Annotated in this window: 13 protein-coding genes and 1 pseudogene; 10 read left to right on the top strand and 4 right to left on the bottom strand. The window is 48.3% G+C overall.

All coding sequences use genetic code 11. The annotated features are described in order from the left end of the window. Positions 1-476 precede the first annotated feature (476 nt). Positions 477-1,589 carry a 4-hydroxyphenylpyruvate dioxygenase gene (hppD, locus tag ABT58_RS04650; RefSeq protein WP_229821511.1) on the top strand — a complete coding sequence of 371 codons (1,113 nt, stop codon included), beginning with the start codon at positions 477-479 and terminating at the stop codon, positions 1,587-1,589. A 155-nt stretch (positions 1,590-1,744) separates the two neighbouring features. On the opposite strand, the gene ABT58_RS04655 is transcribed toward hppD, so the two are convergent. After that, a complete protein-coding gene (locus ABT58_RS04655) occupies positions 1,745-3,922 on the bottom strand; it encodes an immunoglobulin-like domain-containing protein (RefSeq protein WP_047873186.1) in 2,178 nt (725 codons plus the stop codon). Between the two features lie 593 nt (positions 3,923-4,515). On the opposite strand from ABT58_RS04655, the gene ABT58_RS04660 reads away from it, so the two are divergent. From ABT58_RS04660 to ABT58_RS04675, 4 genes are all read left to right on the top strand, one after another. Further along, positions 4,516-6,867 carry an ATP-binding protein gene (locus tag ABT58_RS04660; protein ID WP_047873187.1) on the top strand — a complete coding sequence of 784 codons (2,352 nt, stop codon included), beginning with the start codon at positions 4,516-4,518 and terminating at the stop codon, positions 6,865-6,867. Position 6,868: 1 nt separating this feature from the next. Further along, on the top strand, positions 6,869-7,741 hold the full coding sequence (locus tag ABT58_RS04665; protein ID WP_047873188.1) for a mechanosensitive ion channel family protein: 873 nt from the start codon (positions 6,869-6,871) through the stop codon (positions 7,739-7,741). A 266-nt stretch (positions 7,742-8,007) separates the two neighbouring features. Beyond that, positions 8,008-8,373 (top strand): hypothetical protein, encoded by a 366-nt coding sequence (locus ABT58_RS04670; protein ID WP_146147201.1) that lies wholly within the window; start codon positions 8,008-8,010, stop codon positions 8,371-8,373. Beyond that, positions 8,370-8,798, top strand: coding sequence for a hypothetical protein (locus ABT58_RS04675; protein ID WP_146147202.1), 429 nt, complete (start codon positions 8,370-8,372; stop codon positions 8,796-8,798). The genes ABT58_RS04670 and ABT58_RS04675 overlap by 4 nt, the downstream gene beginning before the upstream one ends. A 42-nt stretch (positions 8,799-8,840) precedes the next feature. Here the strand turns inward: ABT58_RS04675 and ABT58_RS04680 are convergent, their stop codons facing one another. Continuing rightward, a complete protein-coding gene (locus tag ABT58_RS04680) occupies positions 8,841-9,749 on the bottom strand; it encodes a LysR family transcriptional regulator (protein ID WP_047873191.1) in 909 nt (302 codons plus the stop codon). A 318-nt stretch (positions 9,750-10,067) separates the two neighbouring features. Between ABT58_RS04680 and ABT58_RS04685 the strand changes: the two genes are divergently transcribed. The 5 genes and pseudogenes from ABT58_RS04685 (at position 10,068) to ABT58_RS04705 (ending at position 17,569) form a co-directional block, all read left to right on the top strand. Next, positions 10,068-11,711 (top strand): glycoside hydrolase family 13 protein, encoded by a 1,644-nt coding sequence (locus ABT58_RS04685; RefSeq protein ID WP_047873192.1) that lies wholly within the window; start codon positions 10,068-10,070, stop codon positions 11,709-11,711. 715 nt (positions 11,712-12,426) lie between these two features. Beyond that, positions 12,427-14,391, top strand: a complete 1,965-nt coding sequence (locus ABT58_RS04690) for a PTS mannitol transporter subunit IICBA (protein ID WP_047873193.1) — start codon at positions 12,427-12,429, stop codon at positions 14,389-14,391. Positions 14,392-14,607: 216 nt separating this feature from the next. Further along, on the top strand, positions 14,608-15,753 hold the full coding sequence (locus ABT58_RS04695) for a mannitol-1-phosphate 5-dehydrogenase (RefSeq protein WP_047873194.1): 1,146 nt from the start codon (positions 14,608-14,610) through the stop codon (positions 15,751-15,753). Positions 15,754-15,870: 117 nt separating this feature from the next. After that, positions 15,871-16,899: pseudogene (locus ABT58_RS04700) on the top strand (PTS mannitol transporter subunit IICBA); the annotation flags it as partial. A gap of 139 nt (positions 16,900-17,038) precedes the next feature. After that, positions 17,039-17,569: an MltR family transcriptional regulator gene (locus ABT58_RS04705; RefSeq protein ID WP_047873195.1), complete on the top strand. Its 531-nt coding sequence runs from the start codon at positions 17,039-17,041 to the stop codon at positions 17,567-17,569. Positions 17,570-17,660: 91 nt separating this feature from the next. On the opposite strand, the gene ABT58_RS04710 is transcribed toward ABT58_RS04705, so the two are convergent. Continuing rightward, complete coding sequence (locus tag ABT58_RS04710) at positions 17,661-18,329, bottom strand: glycerol-3-phosphate responsive antiterminator (RefSeq protein ID WP_082210959.1); 669 nt, start codon at positions 18,327-18,329, stop codon at positions 17,661-17,663. A 151-nt stretch (positions 18,330-18,480) separates the two neighbouring features. Then, a complete protein-coding gene (locus ABT58_RS04715) occupies positions 18,481-19,893 on the bottom strand; it encodes an MFS transporter (RefSeq protein ID WP_082210960.1) in 1,413 nt (470 codons plus the stop codon). Positions 19,894-19,929 lie beyond the last annotated feature (36 nt).

Genomic DNA, 19,929 nt, shown 5'->3' on the forward strand with positions numbered 1-19,929 from the left:
TTATTATGTTTGATGCTGATGGCCGATTTTTAAGTTAGAAGTGATTTCATACTCATCATTGTTTGTTTTTTGATTAATGATAATGAGAGGATGATGATTGATTGAAGAGTCTATTCATAGAAGATTTTGTGGAATTTGGACTTATAAGCAATTAAATATGTTGTATTTACTTTATTTTTCTTTTTAATGTGATGGTTGTTTAATATTTTAATGTGGAGGTTATTTGAAAGGTTGTTTATGTGGGGCTTCATTGGGATTCTGAGAAAACGCCAATTTTTAAAGCGCTTATGCAACAGGTGGTGGTAAGTATCATTTTAGCACCGGTCGTGAGCATTATAACAATTTGGGGATGTATGGCACGTGGAGTTTACACGCAGGATTGACAGCTTGCGGGAGTAACCTGCGAGGTAAACTTCTCAAGGATAAACAGTTACTGCTAAGTCTATTAATAGGACGGCAACCAAGAGGCTGTAGCCATGATGGAGAAGCAATCAATACCGCAATCTGACGCTGGCATGATATTACCTGTTGAGAATCCATTAGGGACGGATGGGTTTGAATTCGTGGAATTTACCGCACCCACTGCTGATGGCATTGCAGCATTAAAGATGCTCTTTTCGCAGATGGGATTTGCCGAGATCGCTCAGCATAAACACAAGCAGGTGTGGCTGTATCGCCAGGGCGATATCAATTTCATTGTGAATGGTGAGCCACAGTCACAGGCATCGGGATTTGCGACTGTGCACGGTGCCAGCGTGAATGCGATGGCTTTTCGGGTCGAGGATGCTTCCGTAGCATTAGACTATGCAGCAGCACAGGGCGCGAAACCGTGTCCGCCACAAGCAGGGCCGATGGAGCTGAATATTCCGGCCATTTATGGCATCGGTGAGTCATTGATTTATTTGGTTGACCGTTATGGTGACCATGATATTTATGAAGTGGATTTTACTTATTATCCGGATGCTGCCGCCCGTTTAGTGGCTAAGGATGCCGGGTTATTAGTGATTGATCACCTGACGCACAATGTTGAACGCGGCCATATGGATCACTGGGCGCAGTTTTATGAAAACATCGCTAATTTTAAAGAGATCCGACATTTCGATATCAAAGGCAAAATGACCGGTTTGTTGTCACGCGCCATGACCGCTCCGTGCGGGAAGATCCGAATTCCTATCAATGAATCTCATGATGATAAATCACAGATTGCTGAATATCTGGCGCAATACAACGGGGAAGGGATCCAACATATTGCCCTGAGCACAGAAAACATCTTTGCGACAGTGACTCAGTTGCAGCAAAACGGACTGATATTTATGGATACGCCGGATACCTACTATGAAGGGATCAGTAAGCGTGTTCCTGAACACCATGAAGATGTTGCCAAACTCAATGAGCTGAAAGTGCTGATTGATGGTGATGAAACCGGCATTTTATTGCAGATCTTCACCCAGACGGTGATCGGGCCTGTGTTCTTTGAAATCATTCAACGCAAAGGCAATGAAGGCTTTGGGGAAGGGAATTTTCAGGCACTGTTTGAGTCCATCGAGTTGGATCAAATCCGCCGTGGTGTGCTGAAAGATAACGAATAATACTTCTTCAGCGTCAAATAAAAGGCCTCAACCCGAATGAGATAGAAATATCATCATGCAGGTTGAGGCCTTTTTGTCAGTAAGAGGGTGATGGTGCAACAGGCTCGCCGGATCAGTGACAGTGTCGTCTGTGCGCCATCATTTCAGAGTCAGACTTATAGCTTGTCCCAAGCGTCTGACCAGAAATTACTTGCACCCGGTGCGTATGACGCATTTGCACACCAGCCAGAGTATGGCCATGGCTTACACTGGTAGAGGTTACCATCCGCACCTGTCACAATGTCACCTTCACTGTATGCCGTACCAGGTACGTAATCAGGGTGTTCACCGCCCGGAGGAGGCGTCACTGTACCGCCGTCTTTCACGTTGAACGTTGCAGTTTGGTTCAGTGCATCGCTAGTCGCTGTGATACGGTGCTGACCGGCTTCTACACCGCTCAGGTTTAGTGTGATGGTTTGTTTGCCATCAATAGCAACGACCTTTTCACCGCCAGTGACAGGGTAACCTGCTGCATCGGTAACCGTCACATTCACGTTCATTAGGCTGCTGGTTTCTAGCGTTACCGTCAGAGACAGTGCGCCGTTATCCGCTGTGTACTGACCATTGATGCCAGACATCGCCAGTGTGTCATCTTCAGGGATTTCACCGCCGCCACAGTCGCTGTTACCGGTTACACGCCATACGCCCCATTCACCGGTTGTACCTGGTTCGTCACCGCGCGTCCACCATTCTGCACGCCAAGATTTACCGGCATGGTTTACGCTATCGCCACCGTTGTACACGGTATCGCGATCCCACGCGTTTGCACACACGCTGCCGTCAGAAACGGTCACTTTACGGGTCACTTTAACGGTCTGGTTCGCACTGTCTGTCACAGAGTAGGTCAGGGTGTATGTGCCCACAACCGCCGTGTTAACAGAACCGGTTTGAACGATGTTATCGGTCAGATCACCGTCTTCTGCGTCAATGGCTTTTACACCTGCCATTGGGTCAAAGCTTGCGCCGACTTTGATGCTTGCATCCTGTACGCCTTCAAAGACCGGTTTCAGGCTGTACACTTCAACGTTACGTGATGCTTTGGTTACGTTACCATCGCTGTCTGTCACGCTGTAAACCAGTACGTACTGGCCGATTTCATTCACGTTGACGGTGCCATCGACTACGATGCTGAACGTCAGATCGCCGTCTTCTTTATCGCGTGCAGTAATGCCGACCATTGGGTCAAACGGGCTGCCGTGGCGAACGCGTGCATCTGTTACACCGGCAAAAGTCGGTTTGCCTTCTGATGGTGGTGGTGGCGTTTGACCGTGGATAAACGGGCCGTAGTCTTTGATGAATTGCTCGTTGTAAGCGTTACCCGCCGCATCCGTACCCATATCCCAGTTAACAGACCAAGTCATCACACCACGTAGTGGCTGACCTTCGCTGTTAAGGCGATTAAAGGCGTTGTACAAGTCTTGTGGATTTTTCACAAAACCAGACGCCGCCGCATCGTTACTGGTTGGAATACCGAAAACCAATTTATCGTGTGGGATCTTATGGAAACCACGGGTACCGTTCGCCAGTGAGTCAGCAATGTAGTAGATGAATTTTTCTTTCATCGCATCACTGTTTTGGGTGATCCATGCGTTTTCTTCGTCAACCCAAATACCGTCACCACCTTGGTTGTAGAACTGTGGGTTGATCCAATCGTAGTAACCTTCCAGATTGGTCAGGTAAGGCACGTATTTGTCGCCTTGCTTCAGGTAAGGGAACTCTGGTGCCATGGTGATGAGGAAGTTTTTACCTTGCGTCTTGTAGTGATCTTTAACGATACGCAGGGCAGCAGGAATCACCGTTTGGTTGTCAGCTGCAGTAACGGCCGATTGTTCAAGGTCGATATCCAGACCATCAAAGCCGTAGTAATCTGTTACGCGAATGATTTCTTCCGCGAAGGCTTGCTCGTCACCGGTTTTCAGCTCAACGTGGGCATCTGCGCCACCTAGTGCGATCAGTACGGCACGGCCTTGCTTGTTCAGCGCGTCGATTTCATTGATAAATGCTTGTTCAGACAGGCCGATCATAGGATCAAGACGGAAAGTGGGAATACGGCCTTCTGCAGTGTTGAATACTTTCATGAAAGAAACGTTCACCACGTTGTACATCGGGTTCACTGCTTTCAAGGTCACACACGGTGCGTTACCGCCTTTGTAGCCTGCACCGTCACACCAGTTGTGCCAGTAACCGACAACTACACCACCTTCAGGGTTTACCATTTCATTAGCCAGAGAGGGCGCTGCGGTCCCTGCAAGGCCAAGCAATATCGCTGCTTGTAATGCGCTGAATTTGATCATTGCGTTATCTCTTCTCAATTCATGACAGATTTGTAATACCCAAACTGCCTCAGACAGGGATTATCTATTGCGTAAGTTGCACTGGCAGGTAGGAAAATACAGACAAACCTAGATGCCAATATTGAATGAACGCGATTGAGGAAGCTTGGGTATTAATCAGTAATCTACGGGCTTACGATTCGTTGAGAAATTTATTATTAATATTTCGAAGCGTCAAATAATAAAAGTTGAACCAATATCACAAATCAGAAACAAGATATGTGTATACCTATTTATAATGTTTATTTGTAGGAAGATTCTTACGTATAATTGTATCTACTATCCCGCCGTCAATTTTTTATTCCTTTTTCTTGGCTTAATAAAGATTGATACCAAAACAAATTATGAAGAATAATATAAACTTACAAGTAGTTATTGTTGTTTTTGTTGTGATTATTGGCTTCTGTTAAATATTTATCATATCTCATTTTATGGTGGTTTTTGTTGCGTTTTGGTTTTTATTTGTACGCTGTTTTAAAAGTTTTATGCCTTTTGCTGATATTTGTCTTAAAACCGGATACAGTGAGGTATACATCTAATTAAAATCAATACGTATGAATAAAGTTAGCTATTATTTTATTTTGATTTTTTCATTGTTTTTCAGCCAACTAGCTTGTGCCAATTGGGGAATCAATACCGATAAACCGATTCCGTTGAATGAAAAAGTCACTGATATTTCTTCCGAGATCAATGCGCTACCTGAATCGCATTTCTTTACCACCCGTGAATACACGAAAGTGAAGCAATTGCTTTCTACGACCTTGTCGGAGCAGAAGGCACAGATGGATCACTTGTCAGATGCATTGCGCGTGTACAGGAAAGATCCAAGTCAGGGTAACTGGCGAGAAGTGGAAGGTGATCACCGTGCGCTGGCTTCACTGAATGTCAGCAAACAACGTTTGTTGCAATTAACGGACAGTAAAACGCGTGATCAATTAACCGGATTTGGTCCTAGCGGTGTGACGCAATTCTATTCTGAATTGGCGATCACGAAATTAAATATTCATTATTATGTGAATTACCAAATTCGTAGTTTTAAAAATCTATTACGTGATCTGTCTATTTCACCGGTGCCAGTGATTAGCGTGATTTTTAAAGTGCTGTGTGTGATGTTCATTTTTAATTGGTGGATGCGCAACAGTGAGCGATTAATTCACGATTTTAAGATCTCGAAGATCAAACATGCCGCTGATCCAAGCCTGCTTGTGCGCACTATTTGGTATTGCAGTCGTGCCCACAAAGCTATTGCCTATTTGCTGCTGATTACCGCCACGTTGCGTATTATCTCGACCTTGCCAAGTTTGCAGCATTTGATTTTCTTGGAAATCTTCACGTGGTGGGTATTGGGCGGCTCAATTGCCGTGAGCTTTATTTTGGAGTTCGCGTACCGCAACAGTAAACACAATCGCCGCGAGATCATTGCACTGCGTTTATCGACCATCCGTCGTTATGTGTGGGGCATTATTGTGGCTGGGGTGATTTTGCAAATATCTGCTCGTACCTTGGGGCAGGGTACCATCTATGCGTGGATTTCTACCCTGATGGTGTTCTTCTTTGCCATGTTGACGGTGCTGACGTTGAAGCAATGGAACAGCACTATCTTTGCCCGTATTGCCATGTTAGACGGCTATCCGATCTCCGTACAGTGGGCGATCCGCAATAAAAAGACCTTTGGTATGTCGATTGTCGCGACAGCCTGTGGTGCCGCGTGGCTGATTGGCCGAACAGTACAGCATGTGGTGATTGCGACCTTGTCACAGCATGCGGCATTTAGTCACGCGTTGGCCTATTTGTTCCGTATTGAAGTGGCCAAGCAGACCGAGGTGGCGCGAGAGCAGTCCAATTTGGTGCGTGTGAAAGGGGATGCGGCGTTCGACTACATTCTGCCAGGTTCTGAAGGCTCAGAATTGATCGACGACTACGCCAAAGAAGAAATGCTGGCGATGTCCCGTTACCTGCTGACAGACAGTCCGGCAGTGTGCGTACTATCCGGCGAGCGTGGTGTGGGTTCAACCACCTTGATGAAGCGTATTCTTGCCAAAGCCAAGAACGTTACCCCGCTGTATATCAACTGTCCGTATGACGGTTACACCGCCTTGCTGCCGGAATTTGCCCAGTTGCTTGGCCTTGCGGAAGACGCTACTGAGCAGGACATTCTGCATTACCTGCGTAATACCGATACGTGTTATTTGATTGCGTTTGATAACGCGCAGCGTTTGGTGAAGCCAAAGGTCAACGGCCTGGTTGATCTGATGAAACTGACCAACCTGTTACGTCAGGCGCGCAAGAGTCACCGTGTGGTGCTATCGATTGAAAAATCGAGCTGGCGTTTCATTGACCGTGCGCGTGGTGAGCGTTTGCTGTTTGACTTGGTGACTTTCATGCCGCGTTGGTCTGAAAAGCAAATTGGTCAACTATTGGAATCACGCATCGCTAATACCGACACGCATGCCGTGTCGTTCGATGGCCTCGTGCTGCCACGTCAGTGGGATGAAGATAACCTGACGGATGAAGAACGTGCCAAGAACGGTTTCTACCGTATTCTGTGGGACTACTCAGACGGTAACCCAACGGTCGCACTGCGTTTCTTCCGTTTGTCGCTGCACCGTGAAAAAGACACTGATACGGTATTGGTGCGTTTGTTCCGCGCGCCGCAGACAGAAGATTTGGAAATGATGCCTAAGCCAATGCTGGCGGTATTGCGTTCTATCGTGCAATTGGAAGTGGCCTCGCCGGCGGATGTGTGTGATTGCAGTCGCCTGAGTATTGCCGAAGTGATCAGTACCCTGCGTTATTTCCAGAGCCGTGGATACATTGAGTGGAGTGACGAGAAAGCGCGTATTTCCGATCACTGGTTCCGCCATATTACAAACGTGCTGCACCGTCAGCATCTATTGGTGAAGTAAGATGTTTCGTTTATTCGCCTTGCTGGCGGCATTGATTGCCAGCCCGATGGCATTTGCCGAAGATATTCAAATTGATAATTTACATCAGTTTGCCAGCCTGATCCGTTGGAGTGGGGTAGCGTTATCCCTGTTCATTATTACCGGTTCATGGTTGTTCCTGCGCTTCATTCAGTCACTGGTCGATGGCGTCAGCAGCCAGTTTGCTCAGCGCCGAATGTTGATGCAAAAGCTGCAATCCTTCTTCCAGTTTTTCATCTACATGACCACCGCTGTGACCGTGTTCATGCTGAGTTTCCGTGTGGATGATCGCGTGTTAGCGCTGATTGGCGGTACGATTGCGGTATCGGTGGGTTTTGCCCTGAAAGACCTGACCGCGTCCTTCATTGCTGGTTTAACCGTGATGATTGACCGTCCGTTTCAGGTGGGTGACCGTGTGACGTTTGAAGGCCATTACGGTGACATCATTACCATCGGTTTGCGTTCGGTGCGTATGCAAACCCTGAACGATGACATCATCACTATTCCGAACAACAAGTTCTTGAATGACGTGACGGTCAGCGGCAACTACGGCGGCTTGGATATGCAGGTGGTGATCCCGTTTTATATCGGTATGGATCAGGACATTACCAAAGCCCGTGACATTATTCAGGAAGCGGCGTCATCCAGCCGTTACATTCACTTGCCTAAACCGGTGGTGGTGCATGTGAAGCAGACGATCACGGATAACTATTTGGCGATTCAGCTCACCTGTAAAGCGTATGTGGTGGATATCAAATTTGAAAAGCTGTTCGAGACAGATATCACCTTGCGTGTAATGCAGGAGTTCCGTAAAGAGAACATCTGCCCGCCATCCATTGCGGTGCAAGCCAAATAACAGCGTGCGATAGACGCAGCGTTAAACGAACAAGGCAGTACTTCGGTGCTGCCTTTTTGTTTGCGTCTCATTTTTTTGTGAGGGGGGGCTGTCTCTTTTCGTTTGGGTGCATAGCGCAAAGATTACGGCAGGATTACCGGAAAGTTTTCGAGCGATATGCCATTCTGATGTTGAGTGGATTGTTTGTTCGCAATCGATATGGATACTGAACCGTTATCTTTCACATCAAGTCATTGGCTGCGCAACCAGCAGTAACGGGAGGTCGTGTGATCATATTGGGAGACAAACGACAGCGTTGTATTGATAGGCTGAATTTGAGCCCGATGCTGCGTCGTCTGACTCGCGGTGAGTTTGTGCATGATGACTTGGAGTATCGCTGCTATCCCTTGACCTACAGCCTGGAATGCGATCAATTTGCCCCAACGGGGATGACCTTCATTCCGTTGTGGGAAGGGGAGTCCTCCATTACAGGGTTTTATGTCGATAATAACCGCACCCATTTCATTACGTTCTCCATCGAAGATATTGATGACTATTCTCTGATTGGCACCAGTATTGATGCCTTGATCGATCATCTTGTTCAGCAATACGGCGACGATGAAGCAGCGCTGAGGAAAGTGCTGAACGAATGATGAAGCACGTCAGACGAAACATGGGCGCGTTGATGTTGTTGTCATTGAGTGCCACCGCAGTTGTTGCCAGTGAAAAGCCATGTATAGCGGTATTCAATTACCACGATTTTGGCCCACAAGTCATGTCGTCGGATTTATTGGGCATGGAATGGTTTCAATGGGAGCAGCATGGTGATCCCAGACCCAAAGACTACCCCGTGAAGGTGGTTGTGTATGCGGGGTATTCCTTGGCGGAAATAGAAGGCCGCTATCCAGTGATTCCCGAGAAGGAACAGGATCACCGCTATGTCCATCTTGCTGATGCAAAAACGTTTGTGGATACATCGCTTGATACACTGCATCGCATGGATCCGACGGCAGAGCAATTCACTGAATTGATGGCCGATCTTCACCAACTTAAGCAAACGCTTAATACCTGTTATTAAATGGTATGCGTATATTACGTAATGCTTTATCCCTCATCCTGTTTATCCTTCTGTTCTAAATCCCACTAATGTCTGTTTAAAGGCCTGTACGTGTGCGGGCAGGGGATCATTCAAATGGTAAATCCCCACGTTGCCTTTTTGTGGCGCGGCCGGATTGGGCAGGGCGACAATATCAAACTGGGCAAAGTAATCCGCCATGGAGTTGGAGTACGGCATGATGGCTTTAGTGATGGCCAACATATCCAGACTGGCGGCCAAAGATTGGATCTCATACACCATGCGTTCCGCAATTTGTTTACGCTCTTTCTCCATCAGCTTAGGTTGCGGGTTCTCGATCAGATGCTGGTGAATGTCATGATCGGGTGTGACCAACAACAAGGGATACAGCGCCGCCGTTTCGGGCGTGAAGCCTTGTAACAACAAAGGATGAGAGCGGTGAACGAACAGCGCTTCTTCGTCTTGCAATAAGGGGGTGAACAACACATGGCAACGGCGTGATAAGCCTTCAATCTCATGGCCGATGAATAAATCAATGTGGCCGTGGATCAGCATATCCATCAATTTAAGGTGGTTACCAAACTCAATCTGAAATGAAATACCAGGATGCGATTGGTTATAGTGCTGCAAACTGTGTTTGACGAAGACTTCCCACCACGCGTCCCCCGTGCCCATTTTGATTTTTTCTGTCTTACGGGCCTTCATGTCAGCCAGTTGGTGCACCATGCTGTCATGGCGGCGTTGCATCTCCTGCGCTTGCACCTTCACCAACTGTCCGAATTCCGTTAACTCCACTCCTTTCGAGCGGCGAATGAATAACGGTACGTCTAATTGTTGTTCGAGTTTTTTGATGTTATTGGTCAGGCTAGGCTGGCTCAGGCCGAGTAATTCGGCGGCTTGGCTGATGTTGCCCAGTTGAGCGGTAGTGAGGAATTGGCTGTACAGTTTATCCATGGGGCAATGCTGTTATCTGAATGCGTTTATCGGTATGGCTTACAAGGCGATCGCTGAATGTGCGACAAGCCTGCAGCGCACGATAATGTGCAGCTGAAAAATTTGTTTTACCAGTCTCACATTTATTGAAATACATCACAAAGTGATCTGCGCCAGTCTTGTGAGCAAAGTCGCCAAAAATATCAGTGATATAGCAAAAACCTATATCATGGGCGGGTTTGTGTATTTTTACGCGCGCAAAGCACCGCTTATGATGAGCCCACTTTCGCGCATTCACGACGTTGCGCGCGACGCATTGACTCAGTTAAGGATGTAATCATGAATATCACGCCAAAATGGTGGCACGACGCCGTTGTTTACCAAATCTATCCACGCAGCTACTGTGACTCGAATAATGATGGCATGGGCGATCTACGTGGCATCATCAGCAAGCTGGATTACCTGAAAACACTGGGTGTGAATGTGATTTGGTTATCACCTGTGTACCAGTCGCCAATGGATGATAACGGTTATGATATTTCTGACTATCAGGACATTGCGCCAATGTTTGGCACCATGGCGGATATGGATGAGCTGTTGGCGGAAGCGAAGCAGCGTGATATTCGCATTATCATGGATTTGGTGGTGAACCACACATCAGACGAGCATCCTTGGTTTAAAGAAGCGCGTAAGTCAAAAGACAACCCATACCGTGATTACTACATCTGGCGTCAGCCAAATGAAGACGGTGGCGTGCCGGACGAAATGGGTTCAGTGTTTGGTGGCACAGCGTGGGAATTTGACGAGCAGACCGGTGAATACTTCCTTCACATTTTCTCTAAGCGTCAGCCTGATCTGAACTGGGAAAACCCGAAGGTACAAGAAGAAGTTCACAAGATGATGAACTGGTGGATTGACAAGGGTATCGGTGGTTTCCGTCTGGATGTGATTGACTTGATTGGTAAAGAAATCGACAAGAAGATCACCGGCAATGGCCCGCGTCTGCATACCTTGATCCAGGAAATGAACCGTGCCACGTTTGGTGACAAAGACGTACTGACCGTAGGCGAAACGTGGGATGCAACCCCGGAAATCGCCAAGCTGTACAGCAACCCGGCGCGTGATGAGTTTTCCATGGTGTTCCAGTTTGAGCACATCAGCCTAACGTGGCAGCACGGTGATAAGTGGTCACCGATCCCATTGGATCTGCCTGCACTTAAGCGCGTGCTGACCAAGTGGCAGGTAGAATTGGCCGATGAAGGCTGGAACTCCCTGTTCTGGAACAACCACGACTTGCCACGCATTGTGTCTAAGTACGGTTGTGAAGGTGAATACCGCGTACCATCAGCGAAAATGCTGGCAACCACGCTGCACATGATGAAGGGCACACCGTATGTCTTCCAAGGCGAAGAAATAGGTATGACCAACGTGGCGTTCCCAAGCATTGACGATTACCGCGATATCGAAACCCTGAACTTCTACAAAGTGCGCACAGAAAATGGTGTGTCGCCAGAAGATCAATTGGCGGCCATTCACGTGAACAGCCGTGATAATGCCCGTACGCCAATGCAGTGGGATGACTCGGCTAACGGCGGTTTCTCTGACGCGCAGCCGTGGATCAACGTGAACCCGAACTACACCCACATTAACGTGGCGCAAGCGTTGGATGATCCTAACTCGATTTTCTACCACTACCAGCACTTGATTGCGCTGCGTAAAGCGATGCCTGTTATTGTGTATGGCAGCTTTGAACCGGTGTTTGAAGATCACCCAGCTGTATTCGGTTATGTGCGCGCTAATGATGATGTACGCGTGTTGGTACTGAGCAACTTTACCCGTGAAAGCGTCACGGTTGATTTGCCAGAATCTCTGCAAGCAGAGCAGGTTGAATGTCTGATCAGTAACTACACCGCACCAAGCACATTGGCGCAGACGGTAACTCTACAGCCATACGAATCATTTGCGGTTGTATTGCCTGCATAAGGTTGTGATTGACCAAGTCGCTATTTATTAAGATGCTAGTTATCAAGTTGCTATTTATTAAGTTACTAGCCACACAGTAGCGATTTCGTCGAACAGCTACTTTGAATTAAAGCTTCCACCATGCCTCTACCTTTGCCTTTTCACAGAGCGCGGGTGGGGGCTTTTTCGTTTTAAGGCCAGTGTTTTTGTTGATGTGTTTTTGCCTAACATGTCATTGCGAGGCAACCCTTCATCGCGATGCGTATCAGGAATGTGTGACGGTGATCGCCTGTAATCCAGTTACAAAATGTAAGCGCTGAAAGAATATGGGATTCAAGAAAGCAGGTGCAAGCTGGTGATGAAGGTGTAAGTGTGATGCAAGTCACTTTAAGTGATCTGTAGAAGGCGGAGAAATGCTATCTATGTGATATTTGTCACAATAAATATAATGGTATGATTTTTTGATAGTGTGATTTTCTTCAAATGAATTTTCATTGACAAGTATGAAATATGCTTTTTGAAAGAAAGTTTCATGACGAAAATGTAGAGGTCGTCACGCTAAAAATGCTTTTGGGGGATGGAAAGGCAGGGGGAGATCACAGAAAACCCGTCATCAGTGACGTCGAAAAAATCTATGTTAGATTAATTGGGTACTAAGCAATTGAGACGGTTTTGGCGAACCGTATCTAACACATTAAACGACTTAATCACTTTTCACATCAGACGGGGAATCCTTATGATATCACCAGATACTAAGGTCAAGGTACAAAATTTTGGCCGCTTCTTATCTAATATGGTGATGCCTAATATCGGCGCATTCATTGCGTGGGGCTTCATTACAGCGCTTTTCATTCCGACGGGGTGGTTCCCGAATGAGGAACTGGCCAAAATTGTCGGGCCAATGATCACTTATTTACTTCCACTCCTGATTGGTTATACCGGCGGTAAATTAGTCGGTGGCGATCGCGGGGCCGTGGTTGGTGCCATCACTACTATCGGTGTGATTGTCGGTACAGACATTCCGATGTTCATGGGTGCGATGATGGTCGGTCCGCTGGGCGGCTGGGCAATCAAACGCTTTGATAGCTGGGCAGAAGGCAAAGTGAAAAGTGGCTTTGAGATGTTAGTGAATAACTTCTCTGCCGGTATCGTCGGGATGCTGTGTGCCATTTTAGCCTTCTACATGATTGGTCCTTTCGTCAAAGTGCTGTCTACTGCCTTGGCGGGTGGCGTTAACATGCTGGTGACCGCAGGCTTACTGCCACTGACGTCTATCTTTGTTGAACCGGCAAAAATTCTGTTCCTGAACAATGCCATTAACCACGGTATCTTCTCGCCACTGGGTATTCAGCAAGCGAACGAGTTGGGTCAATCCATCTTCTTCCTGATTGAAGCAAACCCGGGACCGGGTCTGGGTATCTTGCTGGCTTACATGGTGTTCGGTCGTGGTACGGCAAAACAAACAGCGGGTGGTGCGTCGATTATCCACTTCTTCGGCGGTATCCATGAAATCTACTTCCCATACATTTTGATGAACCCTCGTCTGATTCTGGCAGCCATTGCTGGCGGTATGACAGGTATCTTTGTTCTGACACTGTTTGATGCAGGGATTGTGTCACCGGCTTCACCAGGTTCTATCTTTGCCATTCTACTGATGACACCGAAAGCCTCTTTTGTGGGTGTGATTCTGTCGGTACTGGCGTCAACGGCCGTGTCGTTCGGTGTTGCCGCACTCTTGATGAAAACACAAAAAGTCACGGATGAAGAAGGTGACGATATTGAAACTGCAACGCAAAAAATGAAAGGCATGAAAGCCAGCAGCAAAGGTGCACCCGCAACCGTATTGGCTGAAGGTGGCGTGAACTGGGCGAACGTACGCAACATCATTGTGGCGTGTGATGCCGGCATGGGCTCCAGTGCTATGGGGGCCAGCCTACTGCGCAAGAAAGTGCAGGAAGCCGGACTGTCAATCAGCGTTACCAACTGTGCCATCAATAGCTTACCGCAAGAGGTCGATATCGTGATCACTCATAAAGATTTAACCGAGCGTGCTCGTAAGCATGCTGCTCACGCAAAACATATTTCTCTGACTAACTTCCTTGATAGCCAGGTGTACAACGATTTGGTGACCCGTATTGTTGCGGCAAGCAGCCCGGAAGCGGCGAATGACGGTGAGATGGTGCACGTGTCACCGGTTGCGGCGAACGATGATACGTATGCGCCGTCATCAGATGCACAACAAGCAACACAGCCACAAGTGTTCCAGATTGAGTCAAAGAATATTCACCTTGGCTTGAAGGCCAATAGCAAAGAAGAGGCAATCCGCTATGCCGGCGAGCAACTGGTGAAGCTGGGTTATGCCGAAACTGAGTATGTGGATGCTATGTTTGAGCGTGAAAAACTGGTACCGACTTACTTGGGTGAATCTATCGCCGTCCCACACGGTACGGTAGAAGCGAAAGACCGCGTGATTAAAACCGGTATTGTGATTTGCCAATACCCAGGCGGTGTACAGTTTACCGATGATGATGACGATGTTGCCAAACTGGTGATTGGTATTGCCGCTAAAAACGATGAGCATATTCAAGTGATTACCACTATTACGAATGCGCTTGATGACCCTGATGCGATTGAACGACTGACCAGCACGAACAGTGCGGATGAAGTCCTGCAGATTCTGGCAGGTGACGCCGCCGCGTGATGGAAGGCCGAGGTGCTGACTGCTTGAAGACAACATGTAATCCGGTGTTGCTCCAACCCACCTAACTCCTACTGGTGGGGTCTGAAAGCGGAAAAGTGAAAGGCCAAGTCGTTATAACAAATCAGTCGCTACAAACAGGTTCATTGTGTGTAACGGGGCCAGTGTGTTCCCCCACTGGCCCCACCCCAAATTCGTAAAGTTATAGAGAGAATAATCATGAAAGCAGTTCATTTTGGTGCAGGTAACATCGGTCGTGGTTTCATTGGTAAAGTGTTGGCAGATGCAAACGTAGCAGTTACTTTTGCCGATGTTGATGCGCCGTTGGTTGACCAACTTAGCCATGACCAATCTTACAAAGTTAAAGTGGTGGGCAGTGAGTGTGTGGTCGATACCGTGACGCACATTACTGCCGTCAATTCCGCCAGCGAAGCGGTGATTGAGCAGATGATCCATACCGATATGGTGACCACCGCCGTGGGTCCTAACGTGTTGGACATCATTGCAAAAACCATCGCCAAAGGCCTGACGCATCGCTTTGAGGCGGGTAACAATCAGCCTCTGAATATCATTGCCTGTGAAAACATGGTGCGTGGTACCACTCACCTGAAAAATGAGGTGTATAAACACCTGAATGCGATTTACCACGCACAGGCGGATGAGTTAGTCGGTTTTGTGGATTCAGCGGTTGACCGCATTGTGCCACCGTCTGATGCGGCCAACGATGATCCACTGGAAGTGACCGTGGAAAGTTTCAGCGAGTGGATTGTTGATAAGCAGCAGTTCAAAGGGAATATCCCGGTTATCGCGGGCATGGAAACCACCGACAACCTGATGGCGTTTGTGGAACGTAAACTGTTTACGCTTAATACGGGTCACATCATGACGGCGTACCTTGGCGCATTGAAAGGTCATGAAACCGTGCGTGATGCGATTGAAGATGCAGATATTCGTGCGCAGGTGAAAACCGCGATGCAAGAAAGTGGGGAAGTGTTGATTCGCCGTTACGGCTTTGACCGCGACATGCACAACGCGTACATCGAGAAAATTCTGAGCCGCTTTGCGAACCCGTATCTGCGTGATGAAATTGACCGTGTCGGTCGGCAGCCGATCCGTAAACTGGGTGCCAATGACCGTTTAGTGAAGCCGTTGTTGGGGACTATCGAATACGGTACCGACAACCAGCTGCTACTGAAAGGGATCGCCGCCGCGTTTAAATACACTAACGACACGGATCCACAAGCCGTTGAGTTACAAACGTCACTGAATGACATTGGCTTACGTGCCACACTGGAAAAATACACCGGTCTGGCTGCCGACAGTGATGTCGCGCAACAGATTGAAGCGCTCTATCATTCGTTATAAGTTCTTATGGCGTCCTGCTTGCAGGGCCAGATGAACAACGGATGAGCACATTATCACGCACAGGGGCTTCGGTCCCTGTTCGTGTTTGCGAAATCATATGGAAATCATGAGGTAATTATGTTCTCTGCTGCCACGAAAATTAGAATTCATAACCTTGGCCGCTTTTTGACCAACATGGTGCTGCCCAACATTGGCGCCTTTATCGCGTGGGGCCTGTTAACGGCATTGTTCATCCCGACCGGGTGGTGGCCGAACCGCGAGTTAGCCACATTGGTTGAACCCATGATTGTCTATTTGTTGCCGCTGCTCATTGGCTACAGTGGCGGTAAACTCACTGGCGGTGAACGCGGCGCGGTCGTGGGGGCGATTGCCACCATGGGCGTGATCACGGGTAGCGAAATCCCGATGTTCATCGGCGCCATGATGATGGGCCCCTTAGCGGGCTGGTTGATCACCCGTTTTGATCAGGCGCTGACCGGTAAGGTAAAAAGCGGCTTTGAAATGTTGGTGAACAATTTCTCAGCCGGCATCGTCGGCATGGGGTGCGGCATTGTTGGTTTCTATTTTATTGGTCCGGCGGTGGATATCGCCTCGGCCGCGTTAACGGCGGGCGTTAAAGTTACGGTAGAGGCCGGGTTGCTGCCACTGGTGTCGATCTTTATTGAGCCAGCGAAGATCCTGTTCCTCAATAATGCCATTAACCACGGCATTCTGACCCCATTGGGTATTCAGCAAGTGCGTGAAGTCGGTGAATCTCTGTTTTTCCTGATTGAAGCAAATCCGGGGCCGGGCCTGGGGATTTTGTTGGCGTACATGGTTTTTGGTCAGGGCACGGCACGACAAACCGCCGGTGGCGCATCGATTATTCATTTCTTCGGGGGGATCCATGAGATCTACTTCCCGTATGTACTAATGAAGCCGCGTTTGATTCTGGCGGCGATAGCGGGGGGAATGACGGGGATTTTTACCTTGGTGATTATGCAGGCAGGCATTGTGGCACCGGCATCACCGGGGTCTATTGTCGCTATTTTGTTGTTAACGCCAAAAGCGGATGTATTGGGCGTGAGCTTAGCCATTGTGGCTTCAACGGCAGTCTCGTTTATTGTCGCGGCATTATTGCTGAAAACAGAGCCAGAGACTGAACAATAACCCCGCAAACGGTGAGAAAGTGCGAGATAGCCATGTCTTCATGGCTTTGAACCCGTTAGAATAATGTGTTTATCCTCAGTGGGTTGTCGGACAGACTCGAGGGTAAATTGGATGAAACGTTTAACGAAAGCAGTGTATGGCGAATAGTGATCAAGAAACAGACATTTTAGAGCGTTTGAATGATGCGCAGACGGTGCGAGGGTTCTTTATTGCTGCCATTGCCGTGTTTGATGAGTCAGTGGAAGGCTTATTACAGCGCATCTTCCGCAAAGATGATTTTGTGGTGAAATCAGTGGTGGAACCTTTGTTGTCCCAGTCTGGGCCTCTCGGGGAAATCACGGTACGACTGAAACTGCTATTGGGTTTGGGCGTGGTGGCGGATGCGGTGTATCACGACATTGATGCCATGATGAAACTGCGTGATTTTCTTAACCGTGACGGCAATGAATACCGCTTCACCGATCCTGCGATTTTGGATGTCATCAAAGAGCTGCATGCCGTGAAAAGCATGGGCATGGTACAACTGGATGTGATGCCGCCGGATGATGACACCGACATGGCGTTTTATCAGATGCAATTAGCGCGTCAGGAGCAGGTCATCAAATCCACCATGGCATTGGCGGTCGCCGGCATTTGTAATGAGTTGGGTAAAGACAGCCCGTTCTAGATCTGGTTTTAGTCCTAGATCGAGTGGCGCATGTTTTTTCCTCTCAATAGCTCAGTAACAACCGCCTGTATGACGCGAGTGAGCGCTAGGTTTAGGCTTGCTGCGGCGTACGACCTTTCATATATACGCTGGTTTTGCCGCAGGGTTTCGCGTTATAGCCCGCTGCTAACGATGAGCCAGATGATATTGAAGTCGGTGTCGCCATGGCCCACACATCCCGATTGGTGGTGGAAATCGCATTCACTCCCGCATCCAACGCAATATTGGCTGTTTCTTCATCACAGATCAGCCCACCCGCAATGATCGGAATCGGGCTTTTAGCTCGGATCCACTGAATCACCACCGGCATGACACCGGGCATCACCTCAATACTGTCAGGCTGACAGTTCATCATTTGTTTTTGCGCATTAAAGTACGAAATCGAATCAATCAGGAACAAGCGTAAAATGGTGTAAAAGCCATGGGCTTTAGCGGCTTTGATCATGTGGGATTTGGTACTGATGATGCCGTCCGCATGGGTGACGATTTTCAAAAACTCGACCACCACTTCTTGGTTTGAGGCACCTTCCAATAAATCGATATGAATAAAAGCGTGTTTTCCTGCCGCTTTAATGCGTTGCACGATGCGGCCGATGTTGCAGATGGATCCATACAGAATGAAGACTACGTTGCAGTCACTGGCAATGGCGGCGTCTAAACTTTCGGGATCTTTGACAGAGGCAATGATAGGGCTGTTGCTGAAGATATCAGTAATGGGCACGTTTATGTCTCTCTTTCTTATTGTGTTTGTGTAGGGAAGTGTTTGTTATCTTTCTAATCTTGTGCGTATTGGATTTTTAATTGACTAATTAATAAACAGGGATGCCATTATGGCATCCCTTGTCAGTAGTGAACGAGATTGGTGTAACAAATCAGCTGGTTGCTTCAGTGACATCAATTGTCGGTGCGTTGTTTTGTGACTGGCGTTTGTTCGCTCGGGCTTGCAGTGCATAACACGCGGCAATGCCGACGACGGTCATGGCAATGGTGTAGCCGAAGTACAGTTGGTAGCCTTGCTGGTGGTTGTCTGCGGCATCCATGATGTAACCGTTAATGAGCGGGATGAAAATATCCGGACAGTAGCCGAGCACCGAGATGATCCCGATGGCCAGCCCCAGTTTTTTCTCCGGCACATCAAGGTGTTCGATAATCGCCCAGTACAAACCGCGAATGGCGTAGGTCAGCAGGCCGACGAACAAAATGAAGAAAATACACAGGCCGACGGTCACGCCGCCACCAAAGCCAAACATTGGCACGCAAATCAGCCCCAGTAAGCCTAACGCACTGCCTACTAGCGCATAGTTCAGTACGCGCACGTTGGAGTAACGGTCACCAAGGAAGCCACCGCCGATCCCGCCGATAGGGCGTAGCCAGAGTTTGATGGTGGTAATAGTACCTGCCATCACGGCGGTAAAGCCCCAGTTGCCTTCTTGCAGGTAAGCCGAGAAGCTGTAAGTTGACCAGAATAAGTGATACCCAGCGGAAATGATCAGCGCGATGAGCCACACTTCCGGTAATTTGAGTATCGCGATGATGTCGCCCAGTAAATTGTCACTTTTGTTTTTTTGAGCATATTTCTGGGCATCTGCAGCGCTTTCCGGTTCTTTTTTCTCAAAGAGGAAAGTGATAAGCGAGATCACCCCAAGCGCAATACACAACCACGAATACATGTAGATCACGTAGACTAATGCGCCCACGACATTCTCGTCATTTGCCCCTGCCACGACAGAGAAAATGTACAGCGCAATACTGGCCAGCAAGGCTTCAATTAAGCCCCGTCCTCCATCATAAATACCGTAGAAACGGCCGGATTCGTTTTCACCGGACAGCACTTTGATGCGCTTCATGACCGCGCCCCAGAAGGTCAGGCCGGTGGAGATCCCCCAGCCGCCGAAAATGATTAACAGGGCGGAGAAACTCGGTAATGTACTGTACCAAAGGCCAAGTAAACCTGTGGCGAACAGCGATACCACGATCAGTAACATCGGCTTCATTTTATCGGCCAGCCAACCGCTGGGGCCGTAGGATAAGAAGAACAGTAACCCCATCATGGAGTACAGTTCCCCTAATTGACCGTTGGTGATCTGGAATGCATCCAACATAGTGGTTTGGTAAATTTGGCGCATGTACAACATGGGGTAGATAGCGCCGCCAGCAATTACCAGTAATAAGAGTTGGATGTAGCGTGCTTGTTTGCTCATGCCTGCGGGCGAGCTGTGAATATCATCGTTTGTGGCTATACCGGTCGCCGTTTCTGCAGCGGACGGCTTATGATTTGATTCCATGGTGATGTCCTCTAAGCCGGTATGCCGCTGTGATGA

Origin of the sequence: Photobacterium aphoticum (assembly GCF_001029435.1) — a bacterium.
GTDB classification, from domain to species: Bacteria; Pseudomonadota; Gammaproteobacteria; order Enterobacterales; family Vibrionaceae; genus Photobacterium; species Photobacterium aphoticum.